Annotated in this window: 17 protein-coding genes and 1 pseudogene; 11 read left to right on the forward strand and 7 right to left on the reverse strand. The window is 63.4% G+C overall.

The features are described from left to right. Positions 1–49: 49 nt before the first annotated feature. The 3 genes from ACMFWR_RS03515 (at position 50) to ACMFWR_RS03525 (ending at position 4158) form a co-directional block, all read left to right on the forward strand. A complete protein-coding gene (locus ACMFWR_RS03515) occupies positions 50–1675 on the forward strand; it encodes an MFS transporter (protein WP_413193644.1) in 1626 nt (541 codons plus the stop codon). A gap of 241 nt (positions 1676–1916) precedes the next feature. Beyond that, positions 1917–3575, forward strand: a complete 1659-nt coding sequence (locus tag ACMFWR_RS03520) for a nitrite/sulfite reductase (protein WP_413193645.1) — start codon at positions 1917–1919, stop codon at positions 3573–3575. Beyond that, the gene (locus ACMFWR_RS03525; protein ID WP_413193646.1) at positions 3562–4158 is read left to right on the forward strand and encodes a DUF934 domain-containing protein; all 597 of its coding nucleotides are present in this window, start codon (positions 3562–3564) and stop codon (positions 4156–4158) included. Before ACMFWR_RS03520 ends, ACMFWR_RS03525 begins: the two co-directional genes overlap by 14 nt. Before the next feature lie 22 nt (positions 4159–4180). On the opposite strand, the gene wecB is transcribed toward ACMFWR_RS03525, so the two are convergent. Next, positions 4181–5395, reverse strand: a complete 1215-nt coding sequence (gene wecB / locus ACMFWR_RS03530) for a non-hydrolyzing UDP-N-acetylglucosamine 2-epimerase (protein ID WP_413193647.1) — start codon at positions 5393–5395, stop codon at positions 4181–4183. 857 nt (positions 5396–6252) lie between these two features. Here wecB and ACMFWR_RS03535 point away from each other — a divergent pair. From ACMFWR_RS03535 to ACMFWR_RS03565, 7 genes and pseudogenes are all read left to right on the forward strand, one after another. Then, positions 6253–7707 (forward strand): annotated as a pseudogene (locus ACMFWR_RS03535) (glycosyltransferase family 2 protein); the annotation flags it as partial. Positions 7708–7923: 216 nt separating this feature from the next. Beyond that, positions 7924–8952 carry a polymer-forming cytoskeletal protein gene (locus ACMFWR_RS03540; protein WP_413193648.1) on the forward strand — a complete coding sequence of 343 codons (1029 nt, stop codon included), beginning with the start codon at positions 7924–7926 and terminating at the stop codon, positions 8950–8952. Positions 8953–9003: 51 nt separating this feature from the next. Next, a complete protein-coding gene (locus ACMFWR_RS03545) occupies positions 9004–9933 on the forward strand; it encodes a YaiO family outer membrane beta-barrel protein (protein WP_413193649.1) in 930 nt (309 codons plus the stop codon). Between the two features lie 13 nt (positions 9934–9946). Continuing rightward, entirely contained in the window at positions 9947–10705 is a 759-nt protein-coding gene (locus ACMFWR_RS03550) for a hypothetical protein (protein WP_413193650.1), read from the forward strand. Positions 10706–10817: 112 nt separating this feature from the next. Beyond that, complete coding sequence (locus ACMFWR_RS03555; protein WP_413193651.1) at positions 10818–13004, forward strand: hypothetical protein; 2187 nt, start codon at positions 10818–10820, stop codon at positions 13002–13004. A gap of 138 nt (positions 13005–13142) precedes the next feature. Continuing rightward, positions 13143–14207 (forward strand): MGH1-like glycoside hydrolase domain-containing protein, encoded by a 1065-nt coding sequence (locus tag ACMFWR_RS03560; RefSeq protein WP_413193652.1) that lies wholly within the window; start codon positions 13143–13145, stop codon positions 14205–14207. Then, entirely contained in the window at positions 14207–14512 is a 306-nt protein-coding gene (locus ACMFWR_RS03565; protein WP_413193653.1) for a hypothetical protein, read from the forward strand. The genes ACMFWR_RS03560 and ACMFWR_RS03565 overlap by 1 nt, the downstream gene beginning before the upstream one ends. A gap of 112 nt (positions 14513–14624) precedes the next feature. Here ACMFWR_RS03565 and ACMFWR_RS03570 read toward each other — a convergent pair whose 3' ends face one another. The 6 genes from ACMFWR_RS03570 to ACMFWR_RS03595 form a co-directional block, all read right to left on the reverse strand. Further along, entirely contained in the window at positions 14625–15440 is an 816-nt protein-coding gene (locus ACMFWR_RS03570; RefSeq protein WP_413193654.1) for a 2OG-Fe(II) oxygenase, read from the reverse strand. A 72-nt stretch (positions 15441–15512) separates the two neighbouring features. Further along, positions 15513–16634, reverse strand: coding sequence for an ABC transporter ATP-binding protein (locus ACMFWR_RS03575; RefSeq protein WP_413193655.1), 1122 nt, complete (start codon positions 16632–16634; stop codon positions 15513–15515). Then, a complete protein-coding gene (locus tag ACMFWR_RS03580) occupies positions 16621–19374 on the reverse strand; it encodes a GH116 family glycosyl-hydrolase (protein WP_413193656.1) in 2754 nt (917 codons plus the stop codon). Before ACMFWR_RS03580 ends, ACMFWR_RS03575 begins: the two co-directional genes overlap by 14 nt. A gap of 36 nt (positions 19375–19410) precedes the next feature. Further along, complete coding sequence (locus tag ACMFWR_RS03585) at positions 19411–20310, reverse strand: carbohydrate ABC transporter permease (protein WP_413193657.1); 900 nt, start codon at positions 20308–20310, stop codon at positions 19411–19413. A gap of 13 nt (positions 20311–20323) precedes the next feature. After that, complete coding sequence (locus ACMFWR_RS03590) at positions 20324–21277, reverse strand: carbohydrate ABC transporter permease (RefSeq protein WP_413193658.1); 954 nt, start codon at positions 21275–21277, stop codon at positions 20324–20326. A 17-nt stretch (positions 21278–21294) separates the two neighbouring features. Next, the gene (locus ACMFWR_RS03595; protein ID WP_413193659.1) at positions 21295–22572 is read right to left on the reverse strand and encodes an ABC transporter substrate-binding protein; all 1278 of its coding nucleotides are present in this window, start codon (positions 22570–22572) and stop codon (positions 21295–21297) included. A 393-nt stretch (positions 22573–22965) separates the two neighbouring features. Here ACMFWR_RS03595 and ACMFWR_RS03600 point away from each other — a divergent pair, with 393 nt between their 5' ends. Then, positions 22966–23991 carry a LacI family DNA-binding transcriptional regulator gene (locus ACMFWR_RS03600; protein WP_413193660.1) on the forward strand — a complete coding sequence of 342 codons (1026 nt, stop codon included), beginning with the start codon at positions 22966–22968 and terminating at the stop codon, positions 23989–23991. Positions 23992–24070: the final 79 nt, after the last annotated feature.

Consider the following 24070-nt stretch of genomic DNA (forward strand, 5'->3'; position numbering starts at 1 on the left):
CAATTGAGCGATCGGTACGATCAGAGCGTTTCCTTGATCCGCGGCCATCATGTCTTCTGTCTCTCCCACACCCTCTTCGCCGGTCAGTGCGCCTCCAGCGCGGCCCCGCACGTCGCATGAGCATCGCGCGCCAGCGGCCGGCACGTCCGACGGCGCGTCGGCGCAGCACTCCGCCGGGCGGCGCGCCTCGAATTTCATCCTGGCCACGGCGTCGGGCATCTGCGCATTGATCGTCCTCGACACCAATGTGGTCGCCGTCTCGCTGCCGTCGATCGCGCGCACCTTCCACGCGAGCTTCGCCGACGTCGAATGGGTCGTCAGCGCCTACATGGTGACGTTCGCTTCGTGTCTGCTCGCGGCGGGCGGTCTCGCGGACCGCATCGGCCGCAAGCGCACGTTGCTGATCGGACTCGCGGTGTTTGCGCTCGCGTCTCTGGGTTGCGGCCTCGCGCCTTCGGTGTTCTGGCTGAATGTCGCGCGCGCCGTCAAGGGGCTCGGCGCGGCGATGGAGATCACATCGGCGCTCGCGATCATCGGCCATACGTTCCGCGAAGAAAAGGAACGCGCGCGTGCGTGGGCGCTGTGGGGCATGTGCATGGGGATCGCCACGACTGTCGCGCCGCTCGTCGGCGGTGCGATCACGCAGTACGTCGGATGGCGGTGGATCTTCCTGATGAATCTGCCGATCTGTGCGGTGCTGGCCTGGTGCGCCAGCCGCGCCATGACCGAGTCGAAGAACCCTGAAGCCGCCGCGATCGACAAGGTGGGGAGCGTGCTGTTCGGCCTTGCGCTCGCGAGCGCGATCTGGACGCTCATCGATGCGGGCACTCACGGCTGGATGCGCGCCGCGACCTTCGAGCGTGCAGGCTTCAGCGCGCTGATGTTCGTCGTCTTTGTGCTCGCCGAACGCCGTAGCCGGCACGCCATGGTCGACCTCGCACTGTTCCGCGATCGCCGCTTCGTCGGCGCCGTGCTCGCGATGTTCGGCTACGCCGCGTGCGCGCAGGTCATGATGACGTTCCTGCCCTTGTACCTGCAAAACGCATTTGGTTTGCCGGCTGTCGCGGCAGGGCTGGGCATGTTGCCCTTCGCCATTTCGATGATCGTGGGCCCGTTTATCGGCGCGGCGATGCTGCGGCACTATTCGATCGCGTGGGTGCTCATCGCCGGCTTGCTGATGATTGGTGCGGGCAATGTCGCGGTCGGCAGCGTGGCACAGAGCGGCAGCTATGTATGGGTCGCACTCGGGATGATTGTCTGCGGCTGCGGTGCGGGCATCATGAACGGCAATACGCAAAAGGCCATCGTGGCGCTCGTTGCGCCGTCGCGCATGGGCATGGCGTCGGGTATCAGCACCACGACGCGCTTTACGGCGATCGTGATGTCGGTCGGCGTGCTCGGCGGGGTCTTGTCGGCCCGCACGACCGGTGCGTTTGCGAGCCACGTGGCCGCGCGCCCGTCAATGGCGGACCTGATCGACAGCACGTTTGTGTCGCGCGTCCTTGCCGGCGATGCGGCGGCCGCCGTGGCGCAGGCGCCCGAGTCGTTGCACGCGACGCTGACGATGCTGGCCCGCAGCAGCTTTGCGAGCGGGTTTTCCGTGTCGATGTATGTAGCCGGGGCGGTCGCACTGGTGCTGTCGTTCTGCGTCTGGGCCTTTGCAGCAAGAAAATAGGCCATCTGCTACGCAAAGAATTTGCCTGCCTGCTGCTGTCCAGGCGTGAGCGCGGCGAATCACAATAACGCACGAAATCGTTCCGACATCCCTGCGGCCAGCACGGCGCGCATCGTTCAGCGCATGGTTCAGCGGATGGACCCGTGCGCTGACCGGCGCATCGACTTGCGCACTCGCTCGCGCATTCACTCATGCAACGCGCCGTGGCGCAGCGTGTCGGACCCACGACTGTGCTGCCGCCATGTACCAATACGACGAATTAGACCGAACGCTTGTCGCCGAACGCGTCGAGCAGTTTCGCGATCAGGTCGCCCGACGTCTGTCGGGCGAGTTGAGCGAAGAAGAGTTTTTGCCGCTCCGCCTGCAAAACGGGCTGTATCTGCAGAAGCACGCCTATATGCTGCGTGTCGCGATTCCCTACGGCACCTTGTCGTCGGCGCAGTTGCGCAAGCTCGCCGAGATCTCTCGCCGCTACGACCGGGACTACGGCCACTTCACGACGCGCCAGAATATCCAGTTCAACTGGATCCGGCTCGAGGACACGCCCGCTATCCTCGCGGAGCTTGCCACCGTCAATATGCATGCGATCCAGACATCGGGCAATTGCGTGCGCAATATCACGACCGAGCAATTCGCCGGCGTGGCGGCCGATGAATGGCTTGATCCGCGACCGCTCGCCGAGATCCTCAGGCAATGGTCGACGCTCAACGCCGAGTTCGCGTATCTGCCGCGCAAGTTCAAGATTGCATTGTCGTCATCGCGAGAAGATCGCGCGGCGGTGCGCATGCACGACGTGGGTCTGTATGTGTATGAGGGGCCCGACGGTGAGCGCCTGCTGCGTGTGCATGCGGGCGGCGGGCTCGGGCGTACGCCGATCCTGAGTTCATTGGTTCGTGATGCGTTGCCGTGGCAGCACATGCTGACCTATCTCGAAGCCCTGTTGCGCGTGTATAACCGCTATGGCCGCCGCGACAACAAGTACAAGGCGCGCATCAAGATCCTCGTGCGCGAACTCGGCGTCGAGCGATTTGCCGAAGAAGTCGAGCAGGAGTGGGCGCATCTGAAGGAGGGTCCTGCGACGCTGACCGAGGATGAGTACGAGCGCGTGCGTACCCACTTCGCCGCGCCCGCGTACGCGCCCGGTGCGATCGACGATCCGACGATCATGCAGCGTGCGAGCGAGCATCCGCGTTTCGCGCGCTGGCTCAGGCGCAACGTGCATCCGCACAAGGTCAACGGCTATGCGTCGGTCATCGTATCGACCAAGCCGGGTGTGGCCGCGCCGCCGGGCGACGTGACGGCGGCACAGATGGAGCAGGTGGCCGACTGCGCCGATGCGTTCGGCTTTGGCGAGATCCGCGTCGCCCATGAGCAGAACCTCATCCTTCCCGATGTGCCGGTTCGCGACCTGTTCGTCCTGTGGAGCACGCTCGATGCGACGCATCTCGCCACGCCCAATGTCGGTTTGCTGACTGACGTCATCGCGTGCCCGGGCGGCGACTATTGCTCGCTCGCGAATGCGAAGTCGATCCCGATTGCGCAGGCCATCCAGCAGCGTTTCGACGACCTCGACTTCGTTCACGACCTCGGCGAGATGTCGCTCAATATCTCGGGCTGCATCAATGCATGCGGGCACCATCACATGGGCAATATCGGCGTGCTCGGCGTCGACAAGAACGGTGAGGAGTGGTACCAGGTGACGCTCGGTGGCGAGCAAGGTCACGATGCGTCGATTGGCACCGTCATCGGTCCGTCGTTCAAGGCTGAGCAGATGCCAGGCGTCGTCGAACGGATCGTCGATGTCTATCGTGCACGCCGCCACGACGGCGAGGCGTTTATCGAAGCGGTACGTCGCCTGGGCGTTGCGCCGTTCAAGGAGCATGTGTATGCAGACCAGTGACACCACTCCGCACGCCGTCGCGGACGAGGTTGATCAACGATATGCGTCATCGCCGAGAATCATTCGGCTCGAAGAGGGCCGCCCCTGCGTCGTGAACGACACATGGCGCATCGTGCGCGACGTTGAAGCGGCGACGGCGCTGGTCGAGGTCGGTGCGTCTGCCGTTGAGCGGACCCTACTTCCCGTCGATGTGTATCTGTCCATGCGCGATATCCACGCCGATGCCTTGCGACATGCAGGCGCATGGATTGCGCCCGAGGCCGATTTCGAAGCATGGGCAGAGCACCTGCTCGACGCGCCGGTCATCGCAATCGATTTTCCGAGCTTTCGTGATGGCCGCGGCCTGAGCATCGCCGTGATGTTGCGTACGCGCTATGGGTATCGCGGTGAACTGCGCGCGATCGGCGATGTGCTCAGGGATCAGCTCGAGTACATGCGCCGGTGCGGATTCGATGCGTTCTGCGTGCGCGCCGACAAGAATATCGACGACGCCATCAAGGGCTTCAGTGAATTGACGGTCCGCTATCAGGGCATGGTTGGCGACCCGACGCCGCTATTCCGGCGCCGGGATCGCGCTGTCTGACATCGCTGCGTGATCGGCGGCGCTAGTTTGATCGCAATGCGTTCAACCCCGCCGTGACCGCGCTGCGGAACGTGACCGGCATCCACGGTTCGTCCTGTACTTCACGTGACGCGGCGGGTTCGCCGAGCAGAGCCTCAATGATCTTCTCGCTCGCATGGCCGTCGCCATACGGGTTGTTCGCGTGCGCCATCGCGTGATACGCGTTCGGGCTGTCGAGCAGGGCACCGACTTCGGCGATGATCCGATCCGCGCGCGTCCCGACGAGTCGCGCGGTACCTGCCTGCACGGCTTCGGGCCGCTCGGTCGTATCGCGCATGACGAGCACCGGCTTGCCGAGCGCCGGCGCTTCTTCCTGGATGCCGCCCGAGTCGGTGATGATCAGATAGGCGCGCGACATCAGGTACACGAAGGGCAGATAGTCTTGCGGTGCGATGAGATGCACATTGCCGATGCCGTCGAGAATCGCGTTGACGGGTCCCTGCACGTTGGGGTTCAGGTGCACGGGGTACACGAGCTGTACGTCGTCGTAGCGGGTGGCGATATCGCGCAGGGCGTGACAGATCTCCTTGAACGGCTCGCCGAAGTTTTCGCGTCGATGCCCGGTGACCAGGATCAGGCGGCGCGTCGAATCGAGAAATGGATAGCGCGACGCGATGCTCGCGCTCAGCACCGGGTCGGCGTCGAGCTTGCGCTTGACCTGCAGCAGCGCGTCGATCACGGTGTTGCCGGTCATCACCACGCCGGCCGGCGGCACGCCTTCACTGAACAGATTGTGTTTCGCCTGTTCGGTCGGCGCGAAGTGCCACGAGGCGACCGCATCGGTCACGCGCCGGTTGAGCTCTTCTGGCCAGGGCGCGCGGATGTTTCCAGTGCGCAGCCCGGCCTCGACATGCCCGAGCGGGATATAGCGATAAAAGGCGGCCAGACTCGCGGCCAGCGTCGTTGTCGTGTCGCCGTGCACGAGCACGGTATCGGGCTGCCATTCCTCGTAGACCGCGTTGATACCCTGAAGGATGCCGGAGGTCAGATCGGTCAGCGTCTGGTTCTTGCGCATGACGTCGAGGTCGAAGTCGGGCTCGATTTCGAACAGGCTGAGGACCTGATCGAGCATCTGCCGGTGCTGAGCCGTCACACACACCTTCGACTCGACGCCGGGGTGGTAGCTGAGTGCGCGTACGAGCGGCGCCATCTTGATGGCTTCAGGCCGTGTGCCGAAAACAGTCAGGATTCGCTTCATGAGATCCTCGTCGATTGCGCACGGCCAGGCCATCGCCGATACCGGGCCTCGCGCGGGTGGGCGGAGTTCAACAAGCGGCCTTGCCTTGCAATATCCGAACCATTGAGAAGATCGGCTTCGCAGTCATCGATTCGTCATGCAGTTTTGATGCGCACTGGGGCGATGGCGCGTGCGTTGGCGGGATGCGTCTGGGACGGTGTTTGAAACGAGTCACGCATGCACCCGTTTTTTCGTTACACGGCTGAAAGCCGACGCGTGGATTTGTTGTGTGCGGTAGCTATCACTCCAACACGCTGCGAAAGCGAAGATCCTTGCTCGCGCATTTCTGCAAGCGCTCTCAATGACGAACAAATGACGCGCTTTGGGTAACGCAAGCGAAACGGTTTACCCAAAGGGTTTGCTAACGTCGAAAGGATTTCTTTTTAAGCGACCGCCTAGATTTTCGGAATGCAATTGGTCTGCTCTACTTACTAATCGCTTTCGTTATATTCGGTAATAATCGCAACTGAGGGGATTTTCCCCCGATCGCGCGCTAACGATTTACGCGCAGTGCTTAGCCGTAAAACTTGCGGCCTGTTGCGGTCAATGTGCGTCCGGAATTTCGTTTCTTCCGCGAAACGAAAAAGCACGGCGCATACGTTGCCTCCCCCCGTCCCTGACCCGTCATCCCCCGGACATACCCGGCAGCGCCTTGTCGGGCCATCGCGCCCACTTGCGAGCGTCGCGCTGCGACAGCTGTGGTCCGGCTCTTGCATTTGGGTCGGCGGTGCACGCGTCGATGTGGCCATTGCTGACCGAAGCGGTCTGTAACTGGCGCAGCGACACACCCCGCGTGCGCAAACCGGGAGGAATAAGACGTGGACGCACTGCGTTCAATCGCGAGGCGCGTCCAGGGCCGCTCTTTGCCCTGGATTTGCGTGGCGGCACTCGGCGGGCTGCTGTGCGCAGACGGCGCAGTAGCCTTGCCCGATCCGCTCTTCTGCGATCCGTCATTCGAATTGCCGAACGCCGCGGCGTCCGTCGCGCACTTCCAGGCCCCGTCCGGGGCAGGGGGGATTGTCGTCGGCGCATTGCTCGGTTTTATCGGCGTCTTCGTCGCGCTGATTGCCGCGTACTCGACGCGTCACTACGTGTTCGCGATCTCTCGTCTGTTCCTGCCGCAGCGCGCGCCTTACCGCTCGATCATCGATGCGCAGTGGCCGATGCTGACGGTGTTCGTCGCCGCGCATAACGAGGAGGCCGTCGTCGCAGACTGTCTGCAGGCCTTGCTGCGTACGACGTATCCGCACGACCGTCTCACGATCGTGCCGGTCAACGACCGCTCGACCGATCGCACGCGCGAGATCGTCGACGCGATCACCGAGACAGCGCCGACGCTGATCCGCCCGTTTCACCGGACGACGGGCAAGCCGGGCAAGGCCGCCGCGCTCAAGGATGCGCTCCATGACATCCGGACCGACATCATGATCGTCTTCGATGCGGACTATCTGCCGCGTCCCAGCCTGCTCAAGGAGCTGGTCGCACCGTTCTTCGATCCGGAGGTCGGCGCGGTCATGGGACGTGTCGTGCCGCAAAACGCCGGCCGCAATCTGCTCACGCGCTTGCTCGATCTCGAGCGCGCGGGCGGCTATCAGGTCAATCAGCAAGCCCGCATGGCGATGTCGCTCGTGCCGCAATACGGCGGGACGGTCGGCGGCCTGCGCAAGAGCGCGCTCGATGAGGCGGGCGGGTGGCGCGACGATACGCTCGCCGAAGACACCGACATGACGTATCGGTTGTTGCTGAAAGGATGGCGCACTGCGTATCTGAACTACGCCGAATGCTATGAAGAAGTCCCCGAACGCTGGCCGACCCGCAAGCGCCAGCTGACCCGCTGGGCCAAGGGCCATAACCAGACCATGCTGAGTTGCACGGTCCCCCTGTTGCGCGATCGGTCGTTGCACCCGGGATGCCGGCTCGACGGCATGTTGCTGCTCGGCGTGTACCTGATGCCTGCGCTGCTCGCGCTGGCCTGGGTTGTCGCGGCGTTGCTCTATTTCATCAACGTGACTGCGCCGATTGTGCTCGAGCTTGTGCTGACGCTCGTCGCGTTGTTCGCGCTCAGCGCGTTCGGCAACTTCGGCGTGTTCTTTGAAATCGTCGTGGCGGCGCGCCTCGATGGTCACGCGCGACGGTTGCGCATGATGCCGCTCAACGCGATCGGCTTCTGCGTCACGATCGCCTCGGTGACCCATGCGCTCTCGGGGCTCGTGCTCGATGCGCTCTTCAAGCGCGAGCTGAAGTGGGACAAGACCGAACGGTTTCGTCGGCCCGCGGCCACCGTTCCCGGATTTGCCGCGACGGCTGGCTCGCCGGCGGGTGTCGCGGCGGGGCTCGGAACGGGGATCCCGGGGAGTGGCCCGGGCGAACTGGCCGTGGCGATGGTCGATGTGCTGACCGCGTCGACGCCGGGCGGTCTGCCTCCGATGGCGTCGGGTCCGGCCGGTGCCGTGCCGGTCGCCGTGTCGTTCCCGGCGGGGGAGTAGCTCATGGCCTCCCTGATCCTGCTCTGCGCCGTGCTGCTCGTGCTGGGCATTCCGTTTGTTCCACTCGCATTCGAGTGGCGCAAGCCGAGCGACGTCGCCGCGCTGCCCATACCCGAAGCCGCGTTTGAAGATGCGCGAGCGCTGGCGGTGCGCTGGATCACGCTCTTGCGTGAGGCCGTCCACTTGCGCGCGCTCGATTCGCACGCACACGACGCCGATCAGTCGACGCTCCATATCGAAGAACGCATCGCGCTCGAACGAGGGCGCTCCGAAGCGCGTGTGCTGTATGCGACGCAGTCGATCTCGATCGGTCGCGAAGCCCAGGCGACCTACGTATTCGCGGAGCGGTCCATTCGCTTCCGCGCGGGCTCGCGGTTGGCGAACTTCGCTTACGCACCCCGCGTCGACGCATGCGATGCCGATCTCGCGGGCACGGTCTCCGCGCATACGCTGCGGCTGCGTGGAGAGTGCCGGTTCACGCGGCTCGGCGGGCAGCCGATCACCCTCGGGATCGGAACGGGAAGCACGGGCACCGGAAGCTCGGTGGCCGGCGCGCTCGACGCGGAAGCCCGCCGGTCCGTCGACGACACGCATCGCACGCATCGGCCGATGACGGACTTCGTGCACGACCGGCGGCATCGGTTCGGTGACACGCGGTTTCGTGTGCGCGGCGATCTCGAGATGCCCGGCCACACCGAATGTGAAGCGGATCTCGTGGTCGACGGCGCGTTCTATCTCGGCGAGGCCAGTGTGCTGCGCGGCAACGTGCGCGCGCACACGGTGGAGCTTGCCCGCCATGCGGTCATACAGGGCGCCGTCTTCGCGCACCGCGACATCGTGCTGCGCGAAATGAGCGGGATCGAAGGGGTGCTGTCGGCGGGCCGTGCGCTGCACGTGCGACGCGCATCGATCGGGCGTCGCGGCCAGGCGGTGACGGCCAGCGCGCAGGAGATCGTCGTGCAGGAGGGTGCGTCGGTGCACGGCGAGCTGGTAGCGGAAAAAAGCGGTCGGTTTTCGGAGTCTTGTCAGTGAGTGTGAGTGTGCGTGCCCCATCCATCGAAAGCTTGTGTCCGGAGCGGCCCCATGAGACCACCACGCACGACAGTCACGCCCGGTGCGGCGATTGTCGCCATCGTGACGGTGCTGTCCCTGATGCGCGTCGGAGTCCCCGACGTGCGCGCTCAGGCGCTGCCGGCCAACCTGTCGAGTGGGGCGGATCCGGCTGCGCTCGCGGACATGACGCCGTCGGAGACGACGGATCGGCCGCTCAGCGACATTCAGACGCTCAAGGCCGCGTCGGACGAAACGCTGGGCTCGGAGGTCGCGTTCGCCATATCAGGTGCGAGTGTGACGAATGGTTACGGCGACTGGTACGGATTTCATTTGCGCGGACTGCATCATGAAGGCAATTCGACCTTTCTTGGAGAAGTCGCCGAACTGCAGCGCTTCGGCGAGCGCACCACGTTCGGCTCGATCAACTACATCACCGATTTCGACGCGGACTGGTATGGCGCCGTGGGGTTTTCGGGCACGACGGCCGGCACGATTCTGCCGAGTGCGCGCTTCGACGTATCGATCAACCGCAAGCTTCTGCCGCAGCGAAGCCTCGTGCTGTCGGTCGGCGCGGGTTATGCGTGGAATCGCTCTGACCATAAAGACCAGCTCTATCACGTGGGTCTTATCTGGTACGTGGTACCGCAATGGATTCTCGAAGCTGGGTGGAACTACGACATCGATTCGCCGGGGTCGATCAAGGCGCCCGCCTATTACGCGGCAGTGACATACGGAGAGGTGGGCAAGAGCCTCATCGCAGTGCGCGGGGGATATGGGAGAGAGGCGTACCAATCGGTGGGCATCGCGAACCAGCTGGTCGACTTCGACAGCAAGGAAGCCAGCGTGCGCTGGCGGTACTGGTTCACGCGCAAGTGGAGCACGCAGCTGCAGTTCGAGTACTACCACAACCCGTTTTACAACCGGTACGGCGGCGAGGTCAGTGCGCTGTATCAATTCTGAGGGTGGTCTTGCGATGAAGCTCGCCGACGAAAGACAGGCATGGCATCGCAATCGCGCATTGCGAACGCAGGACGGACCGCGCCAGTGGGCGGTGTCCGTCTTCGTGCTGATGCCGCTGTTTTACGTGCTGACGTTCACGGTCCATCCCGTCGCGCATGCGTACTGGGACGGACTGCTGTCGCGCGCGATCGGTTTTCTCGGCGACGGGCTGCGGCTCGAGCGTATCGACTATCGCGGCGCGGGGTTTCACATGACGCTGCTCAGCGCGAACGTCGCGCCGCGCGAACCGGGGCCGTGGCTGCTCGCACTGACTTCGGTCATCTGCGCCGCCGGTCTGTGGGCGAGTTATTTCCGCAAGGACCGCTGGCTGCCGCTCGCCTACCTGCTGCGAGTTGCGTGCGCGACGCAACTCGCGGTGTGTGCGTATTTCTGGCTTGCGCCGGGCAGCTTCCCTTACAACCCGCGCCTGCATCTGCGCGATCTGTTCGTGCTGCTGGTCGGCGCCATTGTTTCGACACCGGCGGTCATGGCGATGTTCTATTACCCGCTCGATTTCAGCCTTGCGCAAAAGGCGCTCGCGACAGCGTTGACGCTCGGCTATCTCGTGATCGCGGTGCCGTTCGTCATGCTGCTTCACATCATCGTGATCCACCACGGATCGATGTTGTTCATGCCGTTCTGCTATTTCGTGCTCGGCGTGCCGTTGATTGTCGGGCTTCTCGTTACCGTCTACGCGTATTGCGCGAGCTGGAGGGGCGCGCTGACTTTCTGAACTGCCTCCAAAAGGATGTCGCAGCAACACGGGGAAGAAGGCTTGCGATCGGAATGCCAATCACCGTCGCGGGCCCTGTGCATCGGGCATGCTGTTCATCGGGAGCATGAGCATGTGGGCTACATTCAGGCGTCTTATCGGGGCGGCGCTGGCTACCCTTGTCATTACCTTCGGGCTTGCGCAATCACCGGCGTGGGCGACCAACAATTCGCTGATCCTGCTGATTCCCGACAACTTCACCTTGCCTGATCCACGTGTGTCGGCGTGGCTCGATGCGGCACAGGAGGAGGGGTTGCAGCTCACGGTCATGAGCGATACGCAGTTCATGCAGGCCGGGTCTGCGCTGCAGCAGTATCCGGGTCTGATCCTGCCGGACCAGGTTCACGTGAACGCCGACGACACGCTCGTGACGGCGATCCAGAACTATGTGCTCAATGGCGGCAAGGCGATGCTCGTCTATGACTTCGGCGCGCTGACGTCGACGGGCTTCTATCCGGTGCCGAAGTCGCGCTTCAGTTCGATCGTCGGGGTCGACTACGTGCTCTACGATCAGCTGCGCGACGGCACGATCGGCCTGGGGCCCGTTACGGGCATGGGCAGCACCTTGCGCACGCTGCAGGTGCCGCCGGGCAAATCGATGACGTGGACCACCACCTCGACGCCGGCCGCGACGCCCGCGACGACGACGGCCACTGCGATGACCGCGACGGCGAATATCAGCTCGGCTGCAGTGCAACCGGCGGCCAAGGCCAAGCAGGTGCTCTACCTGCCGGCAAGTCCATCCAACCCGGGCGGCCTCAGGAACTACAACCACAACGTGTACTTCAACTACAAGACGCCGGGTGCGGGCAGCGGCCTGCTGTCCAAGGCGACACCGAAGGTCATGGGCACGGCCACCGGTGCACAGGTCAAGGCGGGTTCGTATAACGCCGCCACCGTGGGTACGACGGGCAGTCTCGGCAAGTCGCGCGCGGCCGCGCAGGTCTCATCGCTCGCCGCTACGACGGCTGCGGTGACGACCACCGATGTGCTCGAAGGCATTTCGGGCTACGTGTATGGCTTCCTGACGTACCCGAGCTTCGTGACGCAAGGCACTTACACGGGCACGCCGATCCTGACCTCGCCGAACTTCGGGCTCGTGGCCGGCTACAACACGTACGGCAACGGCGGCGTGCTGTTCGTCAATACGCCGCTCGCTTACCTCGAGGGGCAGACCGACGGGATGTTGATGCACGGCTTTCTGCACTATCTCGGCGTGAATCTGCTCGGCATGCCGACCCTGTCGCTCCTGCCGAAGGCGCAAGCCGGCATGGTGCTGAACTGGCACTTCTGCGCCGGCGACGAAATCGCACCCGCAGTGCAGCTCAAGAACCAGGGCATCTTCAACAACGGCCCGTTCTCGGTCGTGATCACCGCGGGTCCTGACCAGGTCAACTTCGGTGATGGCCTCGGCGTCAATCTGGCGAACAACACCACCGCCAAATCGCTCGTGACCTATCTCTTGTCGAAGGGGCACAACATCGGCAGTCATGGCGGATGGATCCATGACTACTGGGGCGCCAACGCAAGTGAAACCAATGCGAGCACCTTTACGCAATATCTGGTGCTCAACCAGCAGGCCATCGTCGCCGCGACGCACAAGCCCAGCGTCGAATATGCGGCGCCGGAGGGGAACACGCCTACATGGTCGGTCACCTGGCTCGAAAACAATGGTGTCGTCGGCTACTACTTCACCGGGCATACCGGCATGGCGCCGACGCGTGCTTATCGCAACGGCTCGATGTTGAACACCAACATCTGGGCGTTCCCGGTGATGCCGTTCGGTGTGAATGCGACGTTCGAAGAGTTCGAAGACAACCACGTGGCCACAGCGGATGTCACCAACTGGTACACGGCCCTGATGAATTTCACCGTCAACTATCGGACAAGCCGGCTGATCTATATGCATCCGCTTGGCGCGGTCGACTATCCGACGGTGCTCTCGTCGATCTTCACGCAGGCCAATACGCTGATCAAGGCAGGCCAGTTCCGCTGGTACACGATGAACACCATCGCGACGTTCGATAAACGCCGTCTGTCAGTCACATGGCAGGCGACGGATACGGGCACGGGCTGGTCGTTCGCCGCGACGCATCCGACGGACCTGACCGATATGACGTGGCAGTTGCCGAAGACCTCGTTCGCGCAGCCGGCGATCACCAAAGGCTCCGGCACCGTCACGACGACAGACGCGACGTACTGGCTCGTCACCGCGAAATCAGGGACGAGCCTCAACTTCACGAGCGCGAAGGTGCAGTAACCGCTCGGGTCCCGCGCGCTGCCCTGCCGGTCGGCGCGCGGGCCGCACTGGCGCCCGCGTGGCGCCGTCCTCCGTGTGCGCAGTCGCGCGGGGGCGGTCGCGGCGCGAGCCATGGCCCTATGGGCGAGGGAGGTTCCGATGACCCGCTTTTCGCAGCGGTGGGTTTTCGCGGTCGGCCTGGCATGCCTGCTTGCAAGCGCACCCACGAGTGCGCAGACAAGCGCGGAGGGAGGCATTCTGAATACCCGGGCAAGACCGCTCGATCTCAACGGTCTGTACCAGCGTCCCGACGGCGCGATCACCGTGCTGATCAACGGCGACGTGATCGATCCGTATTTCTCGAGCAAAGCCTTGCTCTCCGCCGCATATCTGAATGTCGACGCGCGCGCGACGACCCAGGCGTGGATTCATTGGTTGCTCGCGTATCAGCATCCCGATGGCCGGTTCGACCGTTATTGCATTAAAGCCGGCCAATATTCGCGGTGCAAGGAGGCGGACGCCGACGATGCCATGATGGCGGTCTGGATCGAACTGTTGCTCCGTTCGGCGCCGGCCGGGGAAATGCCGCCGCGATGGCGCGACAGCATCGAAAAGTCGCATCGCTATCTGACGACCTTGCGCGATCCGCGTACGGGGGTTTATCAGATATCGAGGACATTGCCCGTCGCGCTGCTGATGGATAACGTCGAGATCTACAGCGCGTTGCGCACGCTGGCCGAGTATCGCGCCAATGAGCACGACGAGGCGGGCGCGAAGCAGGCGAAAGCCGATGCCGATGCCCTCGGTCGCGCAATCCTCACGACGTTCTGGAGCCCCGATCGCGGCTTTCGTGCGAGCACGCAGGTCGTGAACGACAGTGACTTCTATCCGACGCGCGTCGCCCAGCTGTTTCCCCTGATGTCCGATATGCCGGTGCCAGGACAGAACCGCGCAGCGACGTATCGGAAGTGGATGCGCGAGAACTGCCGTACCTGGCTCTCGATGCCCACGCACGACTATCCGTGGGGACTCGTCGCATTGGCTGCCTACAAAGCCGGAGATACCGAGACCGCCGCGTGCTGGCACGCGACGGCCGGCGCCTATCGCCATGGCGCTCACTGGAACGTGCTCGAAGAGACGGTCTATGTCGCGATCGATCAGCAGATGGTCGATCCGCTCGCGCCCGCACAATGCTGCCCCGACAAAACGGGAGGTGCATCGTGATGCCGGAACCTGAACAGAAGCCGGGCTCAAGGCGCTACCGGTGCCGGGTGACCTATAGCCTTGAAGTTGCACGCCAGGCGGCGCACCTCGAAAGCACGCTTCACACGGCGGATATCGGCCCGCGCGTCCGACGGGTCGTCAGTGATTTCGAGGCACAGTTCGGTGCGGCGGACGTGCGGCCGTTCCTGCGTTTGTTGTGCCAGGCACTCGAAGTCAGGGGCAGCCGCGACGCGGAGGTCGCGGTCAGGCGAGAGATGGAGCGGTTGCGCGCACGCGAGATGCGTGTGGTGCGCGACGGGTCGTAGCCCCTGCGGCCCGGGCCGTCAATGCGTCGGTGCGTTGGTGTGTCGCTGTGTCGCGGTGTCGGCGCAATGGCACGAGGGCACGGCGGGAGGAGCGCGGCGCGCAGCGGTTTCGTTAAAGCGCGTCGTGGAAAATCACGCCCAATGTGTGCCGATGACCGGAACGCAGACGGCTGACGCCATGCCGCAGATTGACACGGTAGACACCGCGCGCACCCTGCACGGGGCGATGACTGACGGCGAAAGCGACCGCATCGCCTTTGCGCAAAGGCACGACCTCGGGCCGTGATTGCATGCGGGGGCGCTGCTCGGTCATCACAAATTCGCCGCCTTCAAAGTCGGTCCCGGGTGACGACAGCAAGATGGCAACCTGGATCGGGAACACATGTTCGCCATAGAGATCCTGATGCAGGCAGTTGTAGTCGCCGGGGCCGTATTGAAGGATCAGCGGTGTCGGCCTGACCTGCGAGGCGGCATGGCATCGTTCAAGAAACGCCGCGTGATCCGACGGGTAGCGGATATCGATGCGCATCGCCTCGTTCCAGCGGTTCGCGACCGGGACCAGGTGAGGATAGAGGCGCTCGCGCAAGGTCTGCACGACGTCGGGAAGCGGGTAGGCGTAGTAGCGATACTCGCCTCGCCCGAATCCGTGGCGTGCCATCACGACGCGGCTGCGATAGGTGTCGCTCCCGGTCTCGCTGTCGTCGTAGCCTGCAGCAAGCGCATCGCAGTCCGGTGCGTCGAGCAGGCCGGGAATCACCGCGTTCCCGAAGGCGTCGAGTTCGCTTTCGATACGTGCCCAGTCGAGCGTATCGATTCGCCGGGCGGTCGGCGTTGGCGAGTCGTGGGTCCGTACCTGCCCGGGACGGTAGACGTCACCTTGCGCGCGCGTCCCGGCATCGAATAGCACTGCCTGTGTGGTGTCGCTCATGCTTCTGCCTCATTGCGTTCGTTCAGGTCAGTATAGAAATACCGTCCGATGCGAACACTCGGGCTCTTGCGGTCAAACTCGCCGGGCCGCGGTCGGTATGGCGAGCGGCTCGGCAATCTCGAGCGCCAGGCCGTCCTGATCGAACACATGGATATGCGCAGGGTCAGCGTCGAACGCCAGGGTGTCGCCGAGTCGCACATCGAGTGCGCCACGCAACGACGCGCGCAACGGCTCTCCCGATTCGAGCGCGCCGGCGACGATGGTCTCGGACCCCAGGAATTCGCGTGCGGTGACCTTGATGCGCAAGGCGCCGCGTTCCGACAATTCGAGGTGCTCGGGGCGAATGCCGAGCGTGCAGCGCAGATCGCCCGTCGTCGCATCGGCAAGGCGTGGCAACTGCAGCCTGAACCGGCCGCCGTCGGCCGACACCGAGAAACGGCCTTCACCCGACTGAAGCCCGAGCGCCGGCAGCATGTTCATCTGCGGGGAACCGATAAAACCCGCGACAAACTGATTGATCGGCTTCGCATAGAGTTCGGCCGGCGTGCCGGCCTGTTCGATGCGACCGTTGCGAAGCACCACGATCGTGTCGGCCATCGTCATCGCTTCGACCTGGTCGTGCGTCACATAGACCATCGTCGAGCCCAGCCGCCGATGCAGTGCAACGATCTCACCACGCATCTTCACGCGGAGTTCTGCATCGAGGTTGGACAGCGGCTCGTCGAACAGGAAGGCCTTCGGCTCCTTGACGATCGCACGGCCGATCGCGACGCGCTGGCTCTGTCCGCCTGAGAGTTGTGCAGGCTTGCGATCGAGCAGGTGCGTGATCTGGAGAATCTCGGCGGCGCGCTCGATACGCGGCTTCACCTCGTTTTTCGGGGTTTTCTGGCAGACGAGGCCGAAGCGCAGGTTCTCGTAGATGCTCATGTGCGGGTAGAGCGCATACGACTGAAACACCATGGCCATGCCGCGCGCGGACGGCAGCAGATGATCGCAGCGCGTGCCGTCGATATGAATCTCGCCGCCGCTCACCTCTTCAAGACCGGCAATCATGCGCAGCAGTGTCGATTTTCCACACCCCGAGGGTCCGACAAACACCGTGAACGATCCGTCGTCGATGGCGAGATCGATCCCGTGAATCACCGCCGCGCCGCCGAAGCTTTTGCGCACGCCCTTGAGTTCAAGCCTTGCCATCGTCGATCTCCGAAACGGTCTCGAAGGTGTACGTCGCGTCGCGCGGGGCGCGACGAACCGGCTGAGCGTCGGCGTTCGAGAGCGTAAGCCGCTCGCCGGCAGCGAGCACGCGCGAGCCGCCGGTCATGTGCCATTCATGACTCACCGCCGTGTCGAGTGACACCGTCGCCACACGCAGCTCACCTCCGAGCACAGCAATATCCACGCCGTCGGGGCCCACGCCGACCGTGCCCCAGCCGGTGCCCGCGGACCACGGAAACACGCCGTGTGCGTCGCGCGCCGGCGCGAAGCCGATGTGATCCCTGCGGGCGTCGAAGCTGAGCCCCGTGTAGGCGTTGAGCAGTGCATAGCTCGACAGCGATCGCGCGTAGTAGCTGCCGCATTCGATGTCGTTCCACGGATTGCGATTCGAACCGTCGTGCCGCGCCCGCGCGGCGCGCACGATCGTGAGCCCTTCGTCGACGAGGCCGCGCTTGATCAGATGCGAGCCCATCATGTATTCGAGGCCCGTCCAGACTTCCTCCGCATAGGGCACGGGCACGGCGGGCTTGTGGCTGCCTTCGGGCCAGGTCGCGAGCAGCAGGCCGGCCTCGTTTTCATACGCGTAGACGCGGCACGGGTTGAAGTGATCGCGCAACGTCGGCCGGAAATTCTCGTGATAGATCGCCTTGAGCGCCGCGTGAATATGGTCGGGCTCGAACAGGTCGCCGAGTCCCGCGAGATCGGCGTGCCATTGCCCGAGCAACTGGTCGGTCAGGCAGCCGTCGCCGATCTGGTATTTGATCTCGCGATATTCGTCGGACCAGTACGCCTGCATGAAGCTGTCGGCAAGCACGCCTGCCGCACGTTCGCCGCCGAAGGGTTCGATCCGTGAGCGGTCGTGAAGATCGAGCTTCTGCTGGAACCATCGGCCGTTGAACAATTCGCAGTCGACGAACTCGCGGCCGTTGTCGGCCATATGAGCGAGTTCGCGCGCAAACTCGGGCTCGTTCATGGCCGTTGCCATTTCGGCCGCCGCTCTGAGTGCAGCCAGGTAGAACCCCGTCAACCACGAGTTCGGGCCGAACAGCTCCATGTCGAGCGTATGGTGCTGACGACCCCACAACACGCCCGTGCGCTGCGGATCCCATTGGTCCGGGTTGTCGGGTGACCACGCGTAGTCGAGCGCGCGCCGTATCGCCGGCCATTGCGCGGCCAGCCAGCGATCGTCGCCGACGTTCTTCCACTCGCGATACGCCTTGATGACGGCGCCGAAATGACCGTCGGCGCAGGGGCCGATCACGTCAAAACCCGAACCGAGCGGCAGGCGCTGACGGAAGGTCAGGCCGCCATTGGGCAGCTGGTTGTAACGGAACTCTGTCTCACGCAACGTGCGCTCGAGCGCGGGAAACAGCCACGGGAGTGCCTGCTGGTAGTTCCAGACGTGGGTGCAGCTTCCTTCGCACGAGCCGTCATGTTCGTGCTGGCCTTCCCATCCCCAGAGTTCACCGCCTTCGAGCCGGATCACGGTCGCTGAACGCAGCAGGCCCAGCGTGCAGGAGACGGCGTCGACAATCTCGGCAGGCAGCGACGATTCGAACAGGGCATCGCGGAACGCGAGCGTGCGCGATTCGAGATCGCTCCAGCGGCGCAATGCGTCGGTACCCGTCGCGAGTGCATCGGCCCATTGCGTCGCGTAGTAGTTCTTCCACGTCGGTGCGACGCCGTCATAGAACGGGCTGCCGGGACCGTGTCGATTGAACCAGTAGATGCTCCCGAGCGGGTAGTTCCAGCTGATCGCGAAGCGCACCGTACGCCGCTCGCCGGGTTCGACACGAACGCGTGCCGCGAGCGTGCCGTGCTCGGGCTGGTTGAACATGTTGCGGCTTGCCCGCGGCGCGTCGTAGTGACGCTCGCGCAGCGGCCCCGCGCTCGCAAACTCGCGCCAATAGAGGCTCAGGCTGTCGAACCACTGGCCGCGAAAGTGATAGTCGACGTGTTCGACGTGCTCCGCATCTGTCACGATCGCGAGATCGCCGCGCTGCTCAGGCGGACGCTCAATGTCGGCGGATTCGAGGTGAAGAGCGCTGAGGCCCTCGGTCTGGACGAAGCGATGGACGCCGCTATCGCAGCCGAGATTGCCCAGCGTGCCGCCGATCGTATAGTCGATCGCCGCCGCCGTGGTATTGACGACCTCGATCGCGAACAGGGCGACCGGCATCGACGAATTGCGTTCGTCGTGCGGGATGAACGGGCTCATGGCGGTCAGGGCCACGCTTCCCGGAAACCGTGCGTCGTCGAACAGGACTTCAGCGACGGGAAAGCGGCCGATCATCGTCGCGTCGTCGAAATGCGGTACACCGGCGAGCGTGTCACGGTTCGCGCCAAAGCCGAATCCGTCGAACTTGCGCGTGGCCGGCGAGCCGGTCGGGTTGGCGTCGTAGGGACCGTTGAGCACGCGTGCATCAAGCAGCACGCCGTCGCGCTCGGCCTTGATCGCGAAGTGGCTATAGCCATTGAACTGGTGAATATCGGGCTTGTTCCGGATGCTCCAGTCGATCAGCCGGCCGCTCGCGGTCAATGAAACACTGCCGGTGCCGATGCCGCCGAGCGGAAATGCGGCATACCGGCGCCGCGCACCGGCAAAGACGAAACGTTCGTCGACGCCGGCGAGACGGTGAGCATGCCCGTGTGCTGCCCGATCCGCTTGATCCGCTTGATCCGCTTGATCCGTTCGATCGGTTCGATGTGGTTGATCCATCGCCATCGCGGGAGGTCCTCCGGTTGGGATACGCGTTCAGTTCTTGATGCCGCTCATCGCCATGCCTTCGATCACGAGCCGCTGGGCGAGCAGAAAGATGAGCACGGCGGGCAAGATCGCCATGCTCATCGCGGCCATGACGAGCGACAGGTTCCCTTCGCTCATATAGCCGCGCAGCAAGTCCATGGCGACGGGAAGCGTCATGGCGTCCTGCGGCTCAAGCAGCACGCGGGCCTGGAAGTAGTAGTTCCACGTCTGGGTGAAGGTGATGATGCCGAGCGCCGACAGCGCGGGTTTGAGCTGCGGCAGCGAGATGCGCAAAAAAATCTTGAGATGACCGGCCCCGTCCATCAGCGCGGCTTCCTCGAGTGCCTTGGGCTGCGACAACATGAATTGCCGCACCAGAAATACGCCGAAGCTCGAGGTCACGTACATGAGCGCGAGGCCGGTCGGGTGATTGAGCAGACCGATCTGTGCGAAGCCCAGATACACAGGAATGATCGTCACCTGCGCCGGAAACATGATGCCGACGAGCATGATGAAGAACAGGCTGTCGCGTCCGCGGAATTGCAGGCGTGCGAAGGCGAATGCGGCAAGGGAACACGTCACCAGCTGGCCGGCGGTCGCGATGATCGCGATATAGAGGGAATTCCAGTAGATCTGGAGAAACGGCACCGACGAAGCGAGCACCGCGCGGTAGTTGGTCAGGTGCAGGTTGGGTGGCAGGAAGCTCGGCGGCATCCGGTATGCCTCGGCAACCGGCCGGAACGACATGCTGAACAGCCACGCAAACGGCAGCACCATCGCGATGCCGAGCACGATCATGATCGCGATGATGATCCGGTCGATCCATCGCGTGCTCGCGCGCGTTTGCAGGCGCGACGGCGCGGGGCTGCGGGCGGGGCCGGACGGGGTGGGCGATGCGGCGCTGGCCATCGGTGGTGCTCCGTCAGTGATGGACAAATCGTCGAGACGCTGCGAGCTGGATCGCGGTGATCACGAGAATCACGAGCGTCATGATCACGGCGATCGATGCGGCATAGCCGATCTCGAAGCTGCCGAAGGCCTCTTCGACGATCAGGATCGACATGGAGCGCGTCGAATCGCCCGGGCCACCCTGCGTGAGGATCACGATCGACTCGTAGACCTGCAGCGCGCCGATCGACGCATAGACAATGTTGAAGAACACGACGGGCGAGATATACGGCAATACGATGCGGAAGAAGCGTCTCCAGTACCGCGCGCCGTCCATGATCGCCGCGTCCATGATCGTGCGCGGCACGCCTTGAAGCGCCGCGATAAAGATGATCATGAAGAAGCCGGTGTTTTTCCAGACGTCCATGATGATGATCGACATCATCGCCGTGCGGCTCGATGTGAGCCAATGCACGGGAGCGAAGCCCAGCCGGATCAGGTAGTAGTTGATGATGCCGAGGTCGTCGCCGTAGAAGTAGCCCCAGACGATCGACACGAAGGCGGCCGCAATGATGACGGGCAGAAAGAACGACAGGCGAAACAGATAGAGCAGGAACGCGGGCATCGCGCGATTGAGCGCGAGCGCAAGCAACAGGCCGATGCCGACGTTGCCGCAGACGGCGAAGATCGTGAATCGCAGCGTATTCCAGAAGATCTGCAGCGAGCGGTCGTCGGTCAGGAAGCGATGATAGTTATCGAAGCCGACCCACGTCGAGCCTGCCATCGGATCGTATTGCGTAAAGCTCAGATAGACGGTGACAAGCACGGGCGCGAGCACGAACGCCAGATACAGCACGAACGATGGCAGCACGAACGCATAGCCGACACGTGCCTGCGCACGGCTCAGGTCCGAGCGCAGGCGTTCGCTGGTCACGGGCGTGTCGCCGCCGGGAAACACCGGCGGGCGACGGGGTTCATAGGTGCTCATGGAGACGGATCACAGACTCACTGCTTGCGGGCCGCGAGACGCTTGAACGACGCCTGCAACTCTTCATGACAGCGCTTGACGCCCTCCGGGATCGGCATCTCGTCGGCCATCATTGCGTCGTAATAGCGGATAAAGATCTTTTCGACTTCCTGGAAATTCGCCGGCGAAGGCACGGGTTTCGTGTGCGGCAGCGTCTGGTAGTACAGGGCCGCACTCGGCGGGAACTTGAGGAAGCCCGGCGATTCGGCCGCGGACTTGCGCCCGGGCACGCCGCCGCCGAGTTCGCCTTCCTCCTTCTGCGTCTCCGCACTCGTCAGTTCGGTGATCAGTGCCTGCGCGAGCTCCTTGTGCTGTGACGTCGACGCGACGCCGTAGCCGCCGAACCCGATCACCGTCGTGTCATCGACCTTGGAGGGCGGGATCGCGACATCCATATCGAGGTTGGCCTTCTTCGCGTTTTCGATGATCCAGTGCCCGCGCGAAATCATCGCGATCTGGCCGGCGAAGTACTGGTTGTCGAGCATGTCCTTGCCCGGGATCGGCGAGACCTTGTCGACGTGGATCAGGTCATGCAGGAACTGCAGCGACTCCGTGACTTTCGGGTCGAGCATGTTCGACGCAGTCCAGTCGGCGTTGAGGATCGACGTGCCATTCGAATAGAACCAGGGCTGCACGAAGAAGAACTGGTTCGGCACCTCATAGCCATACTGCTTGACGTTGCCCGACGCATCCTTGACGGTCAGCTTCTTCGCGGTCTCGCGGAAATCGTTCCACGTCCAGCCTTGCTTGGGGAAGTCCACGCCCGCGGCTTTGAACAGCGCGCGGTTGTAGTTGATCATGATGTTGTTCCATCCGATCGGGATGAAATACGTCTGCCCCTGATAGGAGGCCTGCTGGAACAGGCTCGGCGCGAAGTCCGAAAAGCCGGGATTCTTCTTGATGTAGTCGTTGAGCGGGACAAACATCTTGCGCGATTCGAACGTACGGAACGTCTCGATTGCGGTGCCGTAGACGTCGTAAGCGTTGTGCGCGTTGAACTGGCTCATGACCTTGGTCACGTAGTCGCCCCATCCGCTCGAGATCGGATCGATCGACACGTCGACCTTGACGTTCGGGTATTTCTCGTTGAAACGCGCGATCGCGTGCTTGACCGCGGTCAGTTGCGCATCGCTGCCGAATGCCATGAGGCGCAGATTCGCGCTCTCGTTCGATTGCGCGTACGACACACCGGTGAACGATGCACCCGCCGCGAGGACGAGCGAAAGCATCAGCGGCGATAGAAACCGTCTCCTCATGGCTGCTCCTTTGTTGTCGGGAGACAGTGGCCCATGACTCTGGCGCGCGCCTCCAATAAACGAATGCCGTACCGATTCCGGTGAACGGTGATCGCCGCGGATCGCCGCTTCACATGACCGGTGAAAGCAGATCTGTGAACGTCGCCGCTCGAAACGTTTCGATCCCACTATAGTCAAGAAATCGCAGGAGGCAAGGTCGGGTTTTCATCATTGTTTTGATCATTCGTTAGCGATGCAAAGCAATGATGCAGCGCGATTTCCGTGCGCAACACCGACGAAGGCCGGTGCTCGGTCACAAGCAAACGGTGCCGATACGGTTCAGCCACAGGACAGAACTTGAACGAATCGTTTCGATGGGCTATACCGGTGACGTCCCCTTGCACGAAACCAGCCATGCCTTCTGTTCGCGATGTCGCCAAACGGGCCGGCGTGTCCATCTCGACGGTGTCCGTCGCGCTCAACGACGCGTCGCGCGTATCGGCCGAGACGCATCGCCGCGTCATGGAAGCCGTCGAGGCGATCGGGTATTCGCCGAACAGCATTGCGCGCAGTCTGCGACTTGGACGCACGAACCTCATCGGGCTGATCGTGTCCGAGATCACCAACCCGTTTTTCGCAGCGCTTGCGAAGATCATCCAGAGTGAGGCGCTTGAGGCCGGCTATAACCTGATCGTCTGCAATTCCGATGAAAACCCGGCGCGCGAGCTCGAGCTGCTCGACATCCTGCGTGCGCAGCGTGTGGCCGGCATCATCGTGTCGCCCTGCGGGCACGACGATGCGTACCGGCGCGCGCTGGCAGGCGTGACCGATGTGCCGATGCTGACGATCGACCGCTACGTCGAGGGGCTCGAGCGCGGCTTTGTCGGCCTCGATAGCCGGCTTGCCGGACGCATGGTGACCGAGTACCTGTTGCGCCTCGGCCATCGGCGGATTGCGTTTGTCGGAGGACCGGAAGGGATCTCTTCTGCCGAATTGCGGCTCGCAGGGTTTCGCGATGCGATGGAGGACGCCGGCGCCGATGTGCCGCCCGATCTCTGCCGGCATACCGACTTTCGCGCGGAGACCGCCTATTCGATAGCGCGTGAACTGTTACTGAGACCGATACGGCCATCGGCATTCATCGCGGTCAACAACTTTGCCATGATCGGCACGCTTCAGGCGATCGAAGACCTGGGCTTTCAATGCCCGTTCGACGTCTCACTTGCTGGGATGGACGAGTTTCCACTCAACAGCGTGATCCGTCCAAAGCTGACGGTCGCCGCGCAGCCGATCGACGCCATCGGGCGCCAGGCGGTCGCCTCGCTGCTGGCCGACGTCGGACGGCCCAAGGGCGGGGCGTTCGAGCACCACGCGTTTTTCCTGTCTCCCACGCTGCTGGTGGGCGGTTCATGCCGCGATCTGCGCGCTCCGTCGGGATAACCTCGGGTTGTGCTCAGACGAATCCGGTGGTTCTGTTATGGGCATCACAACTCGGCTCTCAAGCCGGCCCATCTGGAGG

This window comes from Pararobbsia alpina, from assembly GCF_965118125.1.
GTDB lineage: Bacteria > Pseudomonadota > Gammaproteobacteria > Burkholderiales > Burkholderiaceae > Pararobbsia > Pararobbsia alpina_A.

Bases quoted from the DNA above. Each gene is read 5' to 3' on its own strand.
- ACMFWR_RS03515 (WP_413193644.1), top strand. From the start codon at position 50: ATGTCTTCTGTCTCTCCCACACCCTCTTCGCCGGTCAGTGCGCCTCCA.
- ACMFWR_RS03520 (WP_413193645.1), top strand. From the start codon at position 1,917: ATGTACCAATACGACGAATTAGACCGAACGCTTGTCGCCGAACGCGTC.
- ACMFWR_RS03525 (WP_413193646.1), top strand. From the start codon at position 3,562: ATGCAGACCAGTGACACCACTCCGCACGCCGTCGCGGACGAGGTTGAT.
- wecB (WP_413193647.1), bottom strand. From the start codon at position 5,395: ATGAAGCGAATCCTGACTGTTTTCGGCACACGGCCTGAAGCCATCAAG.
- ACMFWR_RS03540 (WP_413193648.1), top strand. From the start codon at position 7,924: ATGGCCTCCCTGATCCTGCTCTGCGCCGTGCTGCTCGTGCTGGGCATT.
- ACMFWR_RS03545 (WP_413193649.1), top strand. From the start codon at position 9,004: ATGAGACCACCACGCACGACAGTCACGCCCGGTGCGGCGATTGTCGCC.
- ACMFWR_RS03550 (WP_413193650.1), top strand. From the start codon at position 9,947: ATGAAGCTCGCCGACGAAAGACAGGCATGGCATCGCAATCGCGCATTG.
- ACMFWR_RS03555 (WP_413193651.1), top strand. From the start codon at position 10,818: ATGTGGGCTACATTCAGGCGTCTTATCGGGGCGGCGCTGGCTACCCTT.
- ACMFWR_RS03560 (WP_413193652.1), top strand. From the start codon at position 13,143: ATGACCCGCTTTTCGCAGCGGTGGGTTTTCGCGGTCGGCCTGGCATGC.
- ACMFWR_RS03565 (WP_413193653.1), top strand. From the start codon at position 14,207: ATGCCGGAACCTGAACAGAAGCCGGGCTCAAGGCGCTACCGGTGCCGG.
- ACMFWR_RS03570 (WP_413193654.1), bottom strand. From the start codon at position 15,440: ATGAGCGACACCACACAGGCAGTGCTATTCGATGCCGGGACGCGCGCG.
- ACMFWR_RS03575 (WP_413193655.1), bottom strand. From the start codon at position 16,634: ATGGCAAGGCTTGAACTCAAGGGCGTGCGCAAAAGCTTCGGCGGCGCG.
- ACMFWR_RS03580 (WP_413193656.1), bottom strand. From the start codon at position 19,374: ATGGATCAACCACATCGAACCGATCGAACGGATCAAGCGGATCAAGCG.
- ACMFWR_RS03585 (WP_413193657.1), bottom strand. From the start codon at position 20,310: ATGGCCAGCGCCGCATCGCCCACCCCGTCCGGCCCCGCCCGCAGCCCC.
- ACMFWR_RS03590 (WP_413193658.1), bottom strand. From the start codon at position 21,277: ATGAGCACCTATGAACCCCGTCGCCCGCCGGTGTTTCCCGGCGGCGAC.
- ACMFWR_RS03595 (WP_413193659.1), bottom strand. From the start codon at position 22,572: ATGAGGAGACGGTTTCTATCGCCGCTGATGCTTTCGCTCGTCCTCGCG.
- ACMFWR_RS03600 (WP_413193660.1), top strand. From the start codon at position 22,966: ATGCCTTCTGTTCGCGATGTCGCCAAACGGGCCGGCGTGTCCATCTCG.